This is a genomic window from Pseudomonas sp. KnCO4 (assembly GCF_045344305.1).
Taxonomy (GTDB): domain Bacteria; phylum Pseudomonadota; class Gammaproteobacteria; order Pseudomonadales; family Pseudomonadaceae; genus Aquipseudomonas; species Aquipseudomonas anuradhapurensis.
This window is the reverse complement of sequence record NZ_CP174199.1, coordinates 1,753,844-1,767,867: the sequence shown is the minus strand read 5'-3', so window position 1 is coordinate 1,767,867 and position 14,024 is coordinate 1,753,844. Positions and strand designations below refer to the sequence as shown.

The following is a 14,024-nucleotide window of genomic DNA, read 5'->3' as shown; positions in this document are numbered from 1 at the left end:
ATGGCCAGCAAATCGGCAAAGACTGCACAAGAGATATTGATGGCTGACTTCCAGGCGCTGGTGCGCGACACCGAGAAGCTGCTGGCCGACACCGCCAACCTGGCCGGCGACCAGGCGGACGAATTGCGTGGGCAGATCCACGAGCGCCTGGCCCAGGCCCGCGAAACCCTGCAGCTGACCCAGGACTCGGTGCGCGAGCGCGGCCAGGCCGCGTTGGGCAGCGCCGAGCAGTACGTGCAGGAAAACCCGTGGCAGGCGATCGGCATCGCGGCGGGCGTCGGGCTGTTGATCGGCCTGCTGGCCAACCGCCACTGAGGGGATACCATGGATAACGACGCCAACGGCGCCAGCGCTGCAGGCAAGCGCCTGGGTGCAGCCGCGCTGGGGCTGCTGCACAGCCATATCGAACTGTTCGGCATCGAGTTGCAGGAACAGAAGGGCCGCACCTTGAGCCTGCTGTTGTTCGCCGGCCTGGCCCTGGTGTTCGCCTTGCTGCTGCTGACCGCCTTGTCCGGGCTGTTGCTGGTGCTGCTGTGGGACAGTTATCGCCTGGCCGGGATCATCGGCCTCTGTGTGTTCTACGGCATCGCCGCACTGTACTGCGGGCTGCGCCTCAAGGCCGCCGTGTTCGACGAGTCGTCACCGTTCGGTGCCACCCTCGAGGAACTTGCCAAGGACCGGGAGCGCCTGTTGCCATGACCCTGCCAGAACTGCCAGACACGCGTAACCCGCGTGAATTACGCAAGGCGCTGTTGCGCCTGCGCATGGAAATGCACCGCCAGGAAATCCGCCACGAATCGGCGCAGTTGCTGGAACCGCTGCGCCGCGTACGTGGCATGGGCAACTCGCTCCAGGACGGGCTGGGCATCAAGCATGCACCGCTGTGGGGGATCGGCGCGGTGGTGGCACTGGGTTTCCTCACCGGCAAGGGCGTGCGCAGCGGCAACCTCGCGCGGCTGCTGCGCCTGGGCACCAGCCTGCTACCGCTGGTGCGCCTGTATCTGCAAGGCAACCGTCGCCCTTGAGTGATTCATTGCCGCCGGCAACGGCCCCGTTGCCGGCTTCCCCCTTGCGCTGACCTTTCGGACACCCGAAGCTATAGCCCTCGATGCACAGGAGACCGCGCCTTGGACTGGCACACCCTGCTCACCCGCGAACGCCTGGGCAAAGCGCTGTACAGCGCCGATGAGCTCGGGCGCAGCCCCTTTCACAAAGACCACGACCGCATCATCTTCTCCGGGGCCTTCCGCCGTCTCGGGCGCAAGACCCAGGTGCACCCGGTTTCCAGCAACGACCATATCCACACACGCCTGACCCACTCGCTGGAAGTCAGCTGCGTCGGTCGCTCGCTGGGCATGCGCGTCGGCGAGACCCTGCGCGACAGCCTGCCGGACTGGTGCGCCCCGAGCGACCTTGGCATGATCGTGCAATCGGCCTGCCTGGCCCATGACATCGGCAATCCACCGTTCGGCCACTCCGGCGAAGATGCCATCCGCCACTGGTTCCAGCAGGCCGCCGGGCGTGGCTGGCTGGATGACATGAACGACGACGAGCGCGCCGACTTCCTCAACTTCGAAGGCAACGCCCAGGGCTTTCGCGTCCTTACCCAGCTGGAATATCACCAGTTCGACGGCGGTACCCGGTTGACCTATGCCACCCTCGGTACCTACCTGAAATACCCGTGGAGTGCGCGCCACGCCGACGCCCTGGGCTACAAGAAGCACAAGTTCGGCAGCTACCAGAGCGAACTGCCCCTGCTCGAACAGATCGCCCGCAAGCTTGGCCTGCCGCAACTGGAGCACCAACGCTGGGCGCGCCACCCGCTGGTCTACCTGATGGAGGCCGCCGATGACATCTGCTATGCGCTGATCGACCTGGAAGACGGCCTGGAAATGGAGCTGCTGCAATACGCCGAGGTCGAAGCGCTGCTGCTCGACCTGGTCGGCGAAGACCTGCCGGAAACCTACCGCCAGCTCGGTCCGGGCGATTCCCGGCGGCGCAAGTTGGCGATCCTGCGTGGCAAGGCCATCGAACACCTGACCAACGCCGCCGCCCGTGCCTTCGTCGAGCAACAGCAGGCCCTGCTGGCCGGCCAGCTGGCGGGCGACCTGGTCGAACACATGCATGGCCCGGCCAAACGCTGCGTGCTGCAGGCCAAGGCCATGGCGCGCAACAAGATCTTCCAGGACAAGCGCAAGACCTTGCACGAGATCGGCGCCTATACCACCCTGGAAATCCTGCTGAATACCTTCTGTGGCGCGGCCCTCGAACAGCACGGCGGGCGCACGCCGTCGTTCAAGAGCCGCCGGGTGCTGGACCTGATCGGCAACAATGCCCCCGACCCGCATGGTTCCTTGCACAGTGCCTTCCTGCGCATGATCGACTTCATCGCCGGGATGACCGACAGCTATGCCAGCGAAATGGCGCGCGAGATGACCGGGCGCTCCAGCCCGGTCTGAAGCGCACCGGGTGCAGCCCGGGCACACCCCGAGGCTGCCAGCCTGCCTGAAGGAAACTTCCTACATATACACAGGACCAATTAAACAATACGATTAAAGATAAATGATTGGTTACCAAACTTGTTTTGACATCGCATTGAACTCCCCAATTTCGTAGCCAGATTTGCTTTATCTTGTAAGCCATTTCCCATATAGGGCTAATAGCCCTTCCTCGCATGCCCGATGACTTCCAACTGCGATAAGGTGCCGCCTGTCACCTCAATCGCCCGCAGGAAGTTGAACATGCAATCCATATTTATTGTCGACGACCATCCTGTCATCCGTCTGGCTGTGCGAATGTTGCTGGAAAACCAGAATTACAAGGTTGTCGGCGAGTCGGACAACGGCGTTGATGCCATGCAGATGATTCGCGAAACCAACCCTGACCTGGTCATTCTCGACATCAGCATTCCCAAGCTGGACGGGCTGGAGGTGCTGTCCCGCTTCCAGGCCATGGCGTTGCCGTTGAAGGTTCTGGTATTGACCGCACAATCACCGGCACTGTTCGCCGTACGCTGCATGCACTCGGGGGCCGCCGGCTATGTGTGCAAGGAAGAAGACCTGAGCGAATTGCTCAGTGCAATCAAGGCGGTATTGGCCGGTTATAACTACTTCCCCAGCCAGGCGATAAAGCACAACCAGGCGGTGAATGCCGACCTGCAACTTTTCCGCCAGGTGAACGACCGCGAACTGATGGTGCTGCAGCTGTTTGCCCAAGGCCGCAGCAACAAGGAAATTGCCAAGGGCATGTTCCTCAGCAGCAAGACCGTGAGCACCTACAAGAAGCGCCTGATGCACAAACTTCAGGTCGACACGCTGGTCGACCTGATCGAAATAGCCAAGCGCAACGCACTGGTCTGAGGATGGTCATGGCGCGCCCTATCGCTCGCCTGCTGCTCGCCCTGCTCCTGCTCAGCAGCGTGGCACAGGCTACCCATCAAGAAGCCTCTTCCTACACGTTGCTGGCCCGCTCATCGGCCCGGCCCGCCCAGCCAGCGCTTACCGCCGAACAACGGCAATGGCTCGACAGCCGCCAGGAACTGGTGCTGGGGACCTCGGCACCGGACTACCCACCCTTCGACATCACCAGTGGCGGCCGCGACTACCAGGGCCTGACCGCCGAGTACGCCAGCCTGATCGGCAAGGCCCTGCAATTACCGGTCAGGGTACTGCGCTTTTCCAGCCGGCAGGCGGCGGTGGAGGCGCTGCGCCACGGCGATATCGACCTGCTTGGCAGTGCCAATGGCTACGAGGCAGCCAGCGACGGCCTGGCGCTTTCGCACCCCTACGCCATCGACCAACCGGTGCTGGTAACGCGTGAGGATGAAAGCCGGGTACTGGACATGGGCTTGCCCGGCATGCGCCTGGGCATGCTCTACCACTACCTGCCCAGGCAGGAGGTCCTCGGCACCTACCCCAAGGCCGAGCTGCTGGCCTTCGGCTCTTCCAGCCAGGCCTTGAATGCCGTGGCGTTCGGCCAGGCGGACGTGTTCATCGGGGATACCATTTCCACCCATTACCAGCTCAACCGCGGCCACTTGCCGCGCCTGCGCATGGCCAACTTCGGCAAGCACGAAGCCATCGGCTTCGGCTTTGCCCTGCGCCAGCAGGACAGGCTGTTGATGGAGCTGGTGAATGCCGTGCTGGACAGCCAGCCCCCCGCCATACGCGCCAGCATCTTCAAACGCTGGAGTGCCGGCAGCGATTTGCTGCTGACCGACCGCAAGCTGCAACTGAGCGAGGCCGAAGAGCAATGGTTGCGCGACCACCCGGTGATGCGTGTGGCGATCGATGACACAGCCGCACCGGTGTCCTACTTCGATGGCGCGGGGCATTTTCGCGGCATTACCGCCGACCTGCTGGAACTCATCCGCCTGCGTACCGGCTTGCGCTTCGAGGTGCAGCGCGCCAGTGGCATTGCCGACATGATTGCCCGCCTCAAGGACGGCCGCGCGGATGTCATCGCCGCGCTGGCCACCGGCGGCGAGGCCGAGGACAACCTGCAGATCAGCCGCCCTTACCTGGAAAGCGCCTACGTACTGGTCAGCCGCAAGGATGACGAGGCACCGACTTCGCTGGAACAGTTGCACGGGCGTCGCATCGCCATTACCCGCTACAGCGCGATGGACGCCATGCTGTCGCAACACTATCCACAAATCGGCTGGATCGAGACGGAAAGCACGTTCTACTCCATGGCATTGCTCAACAGCGGCGCCGTCGATGCAGTGATTACCACCCTGGTCGATGCCAACCATGCCCTGGCCAGCAATCCCGAGCTGGTCATCCGTACCACTGTCGGCAGCGAACCCGCCAATTTCGCCATGGCGACCAGCGCCTCGTCGCAGGTGCTGGTCTCGATCCTCGACAAGGCCCTGCTGAGCATCTCGCCGGAGGAACTGGGGGTAATCAACAACCGCTGGCGCGGCTTCGACCTGCACGATGACGGCAACGGCCGGGATTACCGCCGCCTCGCGGTACAGCTGGTACTGGGCGCAGCCGTGCTGTTGCTGCTGGCGCTGCTCTGGAACGCCCGCCTGCGCCTGCAGATTCGCCAGCGGCAACGCGCCGAGCGCGCGCTGAACGACCAACTGGCGTTCATGCGCGCCCTGCTCAACGGCACGCCTCACCCCATGTACGTGCGTGACCGCGAGGGCTGCCTGCAAAGTTGCAACTTCAGCTACCTGGAAGCCGTGCAGGCGCGCTCCGAGGAGGTCATTGGCAAACGTCTGAAAGACAGCCTGTTCGCCGAGTACGAGCATATTCGCCAGATCGAGGCGGACTACCTGAAGGTGATGGCAGCCGGCACCCCGCTGATCATGGACCGGCCGCTACGGATCAAGGGCCGCGAAATGACCATCTATCACTGGATCCTGCCGTATCGCGACTCGCTGGGCGAGGTCCAGGGCATCATCGGTGGCTGGATCGACATCAGCGACCGCCGCCAGCTGGTCATGGAACTGCGCCAGGCCAAGCAGCAGGCCGACGATGCCAACCGCGCCAAGAGCACGTTCCTGGCCACCATCAGCCACGAGATCCGCACCCCGATGAACGCGGTCATCGGCATGCTGGAACTGGCGGTCAAGCGTGCCGACCAGGGCCGGGTGGACCGCAGCGCACTGGAACTGGCGCACCACTCGGCAAAGGACCTGCTGGGCCTGATTGGCGACATCCTCGATATCGTGCGCATCGAGTCCGGGCACTTGACCCTCGCCCCGGAAACCGTCGACCTGGCGGCCCTGGTCGAATCGGTAGGGCGCATCTTCGAGGGCCAGGCACGGCAGAAAGGCCTCGCCCTGGAAGTGATGATCGCCCCCGCGGCACGCTGCCATGCACTGCTCGACCCACTGCGCTTCAAGCAGGTGGTGTCCAACCTGGTAAGCAACGCCATCAAGTTCACCGAACATGGCCAGGTGCGCATCAACGTCAGCCTGGATGAGGCCTGCACCCCCGCAGCGCTGGAGCTGGAGGTGCGCGACAGTGGCATTGGCATACCCGCTGACGACCTGCAACGCCTGTTCAACCCATTCATCCAGGCCAACCCGCACAGCCAGGGCGCTCGCGCGGGCACCGGCCTGGGCCTGGCCATCTGTCGCAACCTGTGCGAAATGATGGGCGGCGACCTGAGCATCAGGAGCCTGGAAGATGTCGGTACCCAGGTGCGCCTGAAGATGCCGCTGCAGCGGGTAGACGCCCCCGCGATGCCGGCCCCGTTGCCAGAAGAACTCGACGTGCCCGACCCACGGCTGAGCGTGCTGGTGATCGACGACCATCCGGCCAACCTGCAGCTGATGGCGCAGCAGCTTGGTTACCTGGGCCTGGACCATGCCAGTGCCCGCGATGGCCGTGAAGGCCTGGCTACCTGGCGGGCGGGCGACTTCGATGTGCTGGTGCTCGACTGCAACATGCCACACATGAACGGCTATCAGCTGGCCTCCGCGGTTCGTACCGAAGAACGCCATGGCAAGCGCTCGCGCTGCACCATTCTCGGCTACACCGCCAACGCGCAACCGGAGGTGCTGCGCAAATGCCTGAGCGCCGGCATGGACGACTGCCTGCTCAAGCCCATCAGCCTCAGCACGCTCAGCCAGCGCCTGGCCGGCATCCGCCCGCGGCGCCAGCAAAAACGCCGGCGCAAGCTGTATCACCTGGACGGGCTGGCCGCAGTGGTCGGGCATGACCCCAACGACCGCCAGCGCTTCCTGGAAGCGCTGCAGCAGAGCCTGCAGGCCGACCTGGCCACGCTCATGGCACTGCATCCGGAGTACGACAGCGGCGCCATCGGCGAACAGGCGCACAAGGTGCTCAGCGCCGCACGCATGCTCGAAGCCCCCGAACTGATGGCGGCCTGCGAAGCCTTGGAGACCAGCGGCTTGTCCACCACCCAGCTGCTCCTGCGGCGCCAGGCACTGGCACGGCACATGTGCCGGGTGGAACGGGCCCTGGCCAGGGAGCTGGCTACCGATAGCTGCATACAGACAGGCAGCCAGGCGTGTTAACTGGTAGACTGCGCGGCGTTATTACCTAAGAGGATTGTTTCATGGCCACAAACCGCTCCCGTCGTCTGCGCAAGAAGCTGTGTGTCGACGAGTTTCAGGAATTGGGCTTCGAGCTGAACCTGGAATTCAAGGAAGATCTGGATGACCAGGCAATCGATGCTTTCCTCGACGCGTTCCTGGCAGAAGCCATGGACGCCAACGGCCTGGACTATGTAGGCGGTGACGATTTCGGCCTGGTGTGCTCGGTCAAACGCGGCTCGGTCAGCGAAGAGCAGCGTGCAGCCGTTGAAGCCTGGCTCAAGGGCCGCAGCGAACTGACCAAGATCGAAGTCAGCCCGCTGCTGGACGCCTGGTACCCGGAAAAGCCGATCAACAAGGCCGAGTAATACCGGCCCGATCGCTGAAAAGGCCACCTTCACGGTGGCCTTTTTCATGGCCAGGGGTTTTGCCATGGGTGGTGCTTTTCTGTCGAACGTGGCGCATCGTCGCTGCGCTTGGGGCATAATGCGCATTCTTTCATCCTGGGGCCATCATCCTTTACAGCCCCAATGCCCTTTCCCCTCGCCGTAGGGTATTTACTCACTATGATCAAAAAGCTTCGTCCCCTCATGCTTGCCGGCCTGCTGCTGCCATTCGCCCTGCCCAGCCAGGCCGCCGCCGTCAATACCACCCTGCCCCCCAAAGTGCAGCAGGCCCTCAAGGCCAGCAAGCTGCAGGACTCGGCGCTGTCGTTGGTGATGCTGCCGCTGGACGGCCCTGGTACACCGACCGTGTTCAACGCAGATGTGTCAGTAAACCCAGCCTCGACCATGAAACTGGTCACCACCTACGCCGCCCTCGAACTGCTTGGCCCGACCTTCCAGTGGAAGACCGAGTTCTACACCGATGGCACGCTCAGCAACGGGGTGCTCAACGGCAACCTGTACCTCAAAGGCGGCGGCGACCCGAAACTGAACATGGAAAAGCTGTGGCTGCTGATGCGTGACCTGCGTGCCAATGGCGTGCGCACCATCACCGGCGACCTGGTGCTGGACCGCAGCCACTTCGTGCAGCCCAACCTGCCGCAGTTCAACGATGATGGCGGCGATGAGAACAAGCCGTTCCTGGTCAAGCCGGACTCGCTGATGATCAACCTCAAGGCCCTGCGCTTCGTGGCCCGCAATGATGGCGGCAAGGTCACCATTGCGGTCGAGCCGCCGATTGCCAGTATCCGCATCGACAACCAGGTCAAGGCGGTAGCCTCCCGGCAGTGCGCGGGTGATGTGCGCTACAACCCGGTGCCGCAGGCCGATGGCATCAGCGTGACGGTCAGCGGCCAGCTGGGTGAAGGCTGCAACTCGCAGACCTACCTGTCGCTGCTTGACCACCCGACCTACGCCGCCGGTGCCGTGCGCGCGATCTGGAACGAGCTGGGTGGCAGCATCCAGGGGGGCGACCGCTTCGAGAACGTGCCAAAAGGTGCGCGTCTGCTGGCCCGGGCCTTCTCGCCAGACCTGGTGGAAGTGATCCGCGACATCAACAAATACAGCAACAACACCATGGCCCAGCAGCTGTTCCTGAGCCTTGGCGCGCAGTTCCGCACCGATGCCGATGGCGACGATGCCCGCGCCGCCCAGCGCGTGGTGCGTCAATGGCTGGCGAAGAAGGGCATTACCGCACCGCACCTGGTCATGGAAAACGGCTCTGGCCTGTCGCGCGCCGAGCGGGTCAGCACGCGGGAAATGGCGGCAATGCTGCAGGCCGCCTGGAAAAGCCCCTACGCCGCCGAGTTCATCAGCTCGATGCCGCTGGTGGGCATGGACGGCACCATGCGCAAGCGCCTGAAACGTACGGCAATGGCCGGTGAAGGGCACATCAAGACCGGCACCCTGAACACCGTGCGGGCGATTGCCGGTTTCAGCCGTGACAGCAATGGCCATACCTGGGCGGTGGCGGCAATTCTCAACGACCCGAAACCGTGGGGCGCATCGCAGGTGCTCGACCAGGTGCTGCTGGACCTGTACCGCCAGCCGAAGCTGGCCGGCAGCACCGCAGCCAACTGACTGCAGCGGCCCGACAACAAAGGGCCGGCTGACCCGGTCGATGTAGGGGCGGCCTTGTGTCGCGATGGGCTGCGCAGCAGCCCCCAGCCATTTGGTATTGCGAAGCTGGAATCCTGGGGCTGCGTTGCAGCCCATCGCGACACAAGGCCTCCTACATCGATCGCGCCCGCCATGGCCGATCAGGCCGACTCCCCCGCCACCCGGTCGCGCCCGGCCTGCTTGGCCGCGTACACCCCGGCATCGGCGCGCAGCAGCAAGGCATCGGCACCCTCTCCTCGCCGCCAACCCGCCACCCCAAAGCTGGCAGTCACCCTGCCCACCCCCTCCACCGGCACATTGCGCACCCCTTGCCAAAGCTCCAGCGCCAGTTGCCGCGCCTGCTCGGCATCGCTGCCTGGGCAGAGCACCATGAATTCCTCGCCACCCAGCCGGCAGAACACATCGGTACGCCGCAAACGCTGGGCAATGCGCAGGCACAAACTGCGCAGCACACGGTCACCGACGGCGTGGCCGAAGCGGTCATTGATGCGTTTGAAATGATCGATGTCGAGCATGATCACCGCCAGCGCCTGGCCATCGCGCTGGGCCCGTTCCAGCTCGGACTTCAAGCGCTCCTGGAAATAGCGGCGGTTGTGAATGCCGGTCAGCGAATCGGTCACCGACAGCGTCCGTAACTCCTCTTCCACGCTCTTGAGGTCGGAGATATCGGTCAGGTAGCCATGCCACAGGGTGCAGCCCTGCTCGCCCACCTCCGGCGTCGCCTCGCCACGCACCCAGCGCAACCCGGCACGCGGCAGGCAGACCCGGTACTCCTCGCGCCAGGGCGACAAGTGCTCGGCCGAGTAACGTACCGAACGGCGCACTCGCTCGAGGTCATCGGGGTGGATGCGCTCGAACACCGCCGTCGCATCCTCGCGCAACTGCTGCAGGTCGATTTCGTAGATGTCGTACAGGCCCATGCTGGCATAGGGAAAGCACGAATGACCATTACCATCCAGGCGGTACTGGTAGATGCCGCCCGGCACTTCGGCAGAGAGCTTTTCCAGGAGCCGATCACGCGCCGCCAGCGCCTCATGTACCCGACGCCGTTCGGTGACATCGATGCAGATCGCCAGGTAGCCCGTCCACAAGCCTTGTTCATCGAGCATGGCGGTGACCAGCATGTTGGCCACCAGCTGGCTGCCATCGGCGCGCAACAGGGTCCACTCCCCCGGCTCGGCGCCATGCGCCTGCACCGTCTCGGCGAACATGGCCTGGCCGCCGGCGATCGGTCGGCCGTAACGCAGGCTCAAGGCGTGGGCGCGCTGGCTCAATTCCTCGGCCAGTACCAGGTCTTCCAGCTGCAGTCGGCCAATCGCCTCGCTGGCCGGGTAACCGAGCATGCGCTCGGCACCGGCGTTGAAGGTGCTGATGACGCCCTTGAGGTTGGTGGCGATGATCGCCACCTGGGTCGCGGCATCCAGCACGCTGCGCAGCTGATTATGGGTACCGCGCAGGGCTTGCTCGCTGACCCGCAGCTCGGCGCTGCGCTGCTCGACCAGGGCCAGGGCACGCTGGCGCTGGCTGAACAGGCTGTGGAACAGCACGCTGAGCAGCAGGCTCAACAAGCCGCCCAGCAAGCTCACCGCCAGCACTGCGGAGGAACGGTTGGCCTGCATGAACGCCAGGCTTGGCCTGATGCCCAGCTGATAGTGGTGGTCGGCCAGGTGCAGCAATTGGTTGCTGGCCAGCGCCAAGGGGGCTACCGGGTTCTGCGAATCGAACAGCACTTCGGGGCCACGCGAGCCGGCGGGATCGACGATACGTATCACCAGGTTGTCGTCTGCTGTCGCCGGTTGCCCGTCACTGACCAGCTCAAGCATGCTCAGCAAGGCCACCACGTAGCCGATTGCCGAGCCATTGGGCGCGGAATCGGCAAACACCGGCGCCACCATCAGCAGGCCGCGAGCGTCCGAGCGCCCATCGAACAGGGCCAATGATCCGGAAACCGCCATGCTGCCTGGCCCGAGCGCCCGCGCCAGTGCCGCCCGGGAGGTGGCCTGGCCGGCGAGGTCGAGCCCATAGGGCAACCCAGGCAATTCGCCCGACTGGGTATAGAACACCGGGAAGTAATGGTCACGCAGCGGGGCGGGGTGCCACTGGCCGTGTTCGTCCTGGTCACGCACTACGTAACCCGGGCCAAGGGACACGCTGGCCTGGCGCTCGAACTCGGCGCGTTGTGCAGCTTCCACACGCGGCGCCCAGGCATAGGCCAGGGTCCGCTGCAACAATGGCCGGGCGTAGGCGTTGAATGCCTGCGGGGTGACTGCCTCGGCCAAGCTGAAAAACCGCCGCAGCCCGTCCAGGCGCTGCTGCTGTTGGTCAAGGCGTTCGGTGATACGGCTGAAACGTTCGCTGGCCAGCAGCTCGAAGCGCTGGCGCAGCTGCTGCTTGTAGAAGGTTTGCGCGGCAAGCGCCAGCACGGCGGTCAGCAGGCCGCCCACCAGCAGGGCGACCAGCGCCACAGCCCAGGCGGGCACCCCCTCTGTGCACAGGCCAAGCAACCGCGCACGCACGCCACCCTTCGACATACACCCGTCTCGTCAAGCCAGCGTCCTGCGGATTATCTTGCCCTGCTGTCATTTATAGCTATTGGCCATCAGCCGCGCAATGTACCTCGTCGCCTCACCGCAGTTGCAAACGCCAGGCGCGATGAATGCGGTTGTTGCGGGCGAAATCCGGGTCCAGCGTCTGGGCGGTGATTTCCTCCACGGCGTAACGCGTCATCAGGTGCTCGTCGAGCTGGAACTTGCGGAAGTTGTTGGAGAAGTACAACACACCGCCCAGAGCCAGGCGGGCCATGGCCAGGTCGAGCAGTTGCACATGGTCCCGCTGCACATCGAACACGCCCTCCATGCGCTTGGAGTTGGAGAAGGTTGGCGGGTCGATGAAAATCAGGTCGTAGCTGTCGCGGTTGCCTTCCAGCCAGGCCATCACATCACCCTGCTCCAGGCGGTTGCGTTCGGAAAAACCGTTGAGCGCCAGGTTGCGCCGCGCCCAGTCCAGGTAGGTTTTCGACAGGTCGACGCTGGTGGTACTGCGCGCTCCGCCCTTGGCGGCGTGCACGGTGGCCGTGGCGGTGTAGCAGAATAGGTTGAGGAAGCGCTTGCCGGCGGCCTCGCGCTGGATGCGCATGCGCATCGGGCGGTGGTCGAGGAACAGCCCGGTGTCGAGGTAATCGGTGAGGTTGACCAGCAGCTTGACGCCGCCTTCGCGCACTTCCTGGAAGCGCCCTTCGGTGGCCTGACGCTCGTACTGGCGCGTACCGCTCTGCCGTTCACGGCGCTTGAGCACCACCCGCTGCGGGGCAATGCCCAGCGCCTGGGGGATGGCTGCCAGCGCATCGAGCAGGCGTGCCTGGGCCTTGTCCGGGTCGACCGAACGTGGTGCGGCGTACTCCTGCACGTGCACCCAGTCCTGGTACAGGTCGACTGCCAGGGCATATTCGGGCATGTCGGCATCGTACAGGCGGTAGCAATCGACCTGCTCGCGACGCGCCCACTTGCCCAATTGCCGAAGGTTTTTCTGCAGGCGGTTGGCGAACATCTGCGCCCCTTCCGACAGGCGCGCCGGCTCGCTGGCCAGCGGCGCCTGCGCGTCAAGGTCTGCGCCTTGCGCGGGCAGCTCACGGCGCTCGCCGGTCACGAACTGGTCAGGCTGCACCTTGAACAGCAACAGCTTGCACGGCAAGGCGCCGTTCCAGAACGCGTACTGCTTGTGGCTGCGAATGCCCATGCGCTTGCCCAGTTGCGGCGCGCCGGTGAATACCGCAGCCTCCCAGCCCATGCAGGCCTGGCGCAGGCGCTCGCCGAGGTTCTGGTAGAGATACAGCAGGCTGGCTTCGTCGCCCAGGCGCTCGCCATAGGGCGGGTTGCTGATGACCAGGCCTTTCTGGTTCTGGTCCGGGCGCGGCTCGAAGGTGCTGACCTCGCCCTGGTAGATCTTCACCCAGTCGCCCAGGCCGGCACGCTCGACGTTATTGCGGCCGGGCTGGATCAAGCGTGGGTCGGCCTCGTAGCCACGGATCCACAGCGGTGGCCTGGCCAGGCCGGCTTCGGCCCGTGCCTGCGCTTGTTCATGCACCTTGCGCCACAGCGCCGGCACGTGGCCGAGCCAGGCACTGAAGCCCCAACGTTCACGCTTGAGGTTGGGCGCGATGTCGGCGGCGATCATCGCGGCTTCGACCAGGAAGGTACCGACACCGCACATCGGGTCGGCCAGCGCGCCCCCTTCGGCGGCAATGCGCGGCCAGCCGGCACGGATCAGCACCGCCGCCGCCAGGTTTTCCTTCAGCGGCGCGGCGCCTTGCTGCAAGCGGTAGCCACGCTGGTGCAGGCTGTGCCCGGAAAGGTCGAGGGAGAGGATGGCTTCACCACGGTCCAGGCGCAGGTGCACGCGTACGTCAGGGTCGATCTTTTCCACCGACGGGCGCAGGCCTTCGCGGTTGCGCAGCTTGTCGACGATCGCATCCTTGACCTTCAGCGCACCGAAGTGGGTGTTGTCGATGCCCGAGCCGTGGCCGCTGAATTCCACCGCCAGGGTGCCATCGGCAGCCAGGTGGTCGGCCCAGTCGACCGCGTGCACGCCGTCGTAGAGATCGTCGGCGTTCTTCATGGAGAAGCGCTTGAGCACCAGCAGCACGCGGTTGGCCAGGCGTGACCACAGGCACAGGCGGTAGGCGGTTTCCATGTCGGCGGCGCCGCGAATGGCCGAGGTGTGCTCACGCACCTCATCCAGGCCGAGGCTGCGCGCCTCTTCGGCAAGCAGGCCTTCCAGGCCTTTGGGGCAAGTGAGATAAAGTTCGAAACGGTCCGACATGAGTAATCCAGCGCCTTGGGCTATTTGACTGACGGGGCAACGCATCGCCCCGCGATGTTTGCCGCACCCCTTTCCAGCAGGTGTGCGGGTGGCCTTCTCCGCCACGCGAGCGTGCGGTGAATGGCCGGGCC

General features: G+C 64.6%; 10 protein-coding genes. 8 read left to right on the top strand and 2 right to left on the bottom strand.

Annotated features, from left to right (window positions below; genetic code table 11):
• The 8 genes from ACJA3S_RS08205 to dacB all read left to right on the top strand — a co-directional run bounded on the left by ACJA3S_RS08205 (position 1) and on the right by dacB (position 9,036).
• Positions 1-315 carry a YqjD family protein gene (locus ACJA3S_RS08205; RefSeq protein WP_170029062.1) on the top strand — a complete coding sequence of 105 codons (315 nt, stop codon included), beginning with the start codon at positions 1-3 and terminating at the stop codon, positions 313-315.
• Positions 316-324: 9 nt separating this feature from the next.
• Entirely contained in the window at positions 325-699 is a 375-nt protein-coding gene (locus tag ACJA3S_RS08200) for a phage holin family protein (protein ID WP_225777001.1), read from the top strand.
• A complete protein-coding gene (locus ACJA3S_RS08195) occupies positions 696-1,025 on the top strand; it encodes a hypothetical protein (RefSeq protein ID WP_406821443.1) in 330 nt (109 codons plus the stop codon). The genes ACJA3S_RS08200 and ACJA3S_RS08195 overlap by 4 nt, the downstream gene beginning before the upstream one ends.
• Positions 1,026-1,127: 102 nt before the next feature.
• Entirely contained in the window at positions 1,128-2,459 is a 1,332-nt protein-coding gene (locus tag ACJA3S_RS08190; protein ID WP_170029060.1) for a deoxyguanosinetriphosphate triphosphohydrolase, read from the top strand.
• A gap of 282 nt (positions 2,460-2,741) precedes the next feature.
• Complete coding sequence (locus ACJA3S_RS08185) at positions 2,742-3,359, top strand: response regulator (RefSeq protein ID WP_406821442.1); 618 nt, start codon at positions 2,742-2,744, stop codon at positions 3,357-3,359.
• An 8-nt stretch (positions 3,360-3,367) separates the two neighbouring features.
• Positions 3,368-6,994, top strand: a complete 3,627-nt coding sequence (locus tag ACJA3S_RS08180; protein ID WP_406821441.1) for an ATP-binding protein — start codon at positions 3,368-3,370, stop codon at positions 6,992-6,994.
• Positions 6,995-7,035: 41 nt separating this feature from the next.
• Positions 7,036-7,380: a YggL family protein gene (locus ACJA3S_RS08175; RefSeq protein ID WP_004376110.1), complete on the top strand. Its 345-nt coding sequence runs from the start codon at positions 7,036-7,038 to the stop codon at positions 7,378-7,380.
• 198 nt (positions 7,381-7,578) lie between these two features.
• On the top strand, positions 7,579-9,036 hold the full coding sequence (gene dacB / locus ACJA3S_RS08170; RefSeq protein ID WP_406821440.1) for a D-alanyl-D-alanine carboxypeptidase/D-alanyl-D-alanine-endopeptidase: 1,458 nt from the start codon (positions 7,579-7,581) through the stop codon (positions 9,034-9,036).
• 179 nt (positions 9,037-9,215) lie between these two features.
• On the opposite strand, the gene ACJA3S_RS08165 is transcribed toward dacB, so the two are convergent.
• Both ACJA3S_RS08165 and rlmKL read right to left on the bottom strand, forming a co-directional pair.
• The gene (locus ACJA3S_RS08165) at positions 9,216-11,606 is read right to left on the bottom strand and encodes a diguanylate cyclase (protein ID WP_406821439.1); all 2,391 of its coding nucleotides are present in this window, start codon (positions 11,604-11,606) and stop codon (positions 9,216-9,218) included.
• A 94-nt stretch (positions 11,607-11,700) separates the two neighbouring features.
• Positions 11,701-13,893 carry a bifunctional 23S rRNA (guanine(2069)-N(7))-methyltransferase RlmK/23S rRNA (guanine(2445)-N(2))-methyltransferase RlmL gene (rlmKL, locus tag ACJA3S_RS08160; protein ID WP_406821438.1) on the bottom strand — a complete coding sequence of 731 codons (2,193 nt, stop codon included), beginning with the start codon at positions 13,891-13,893 and terminating at the stop codon, positions 11,701-11,703.
• Between the last annotated feature and the right edge of the window lie 131 nt (positions 13,894-14,024).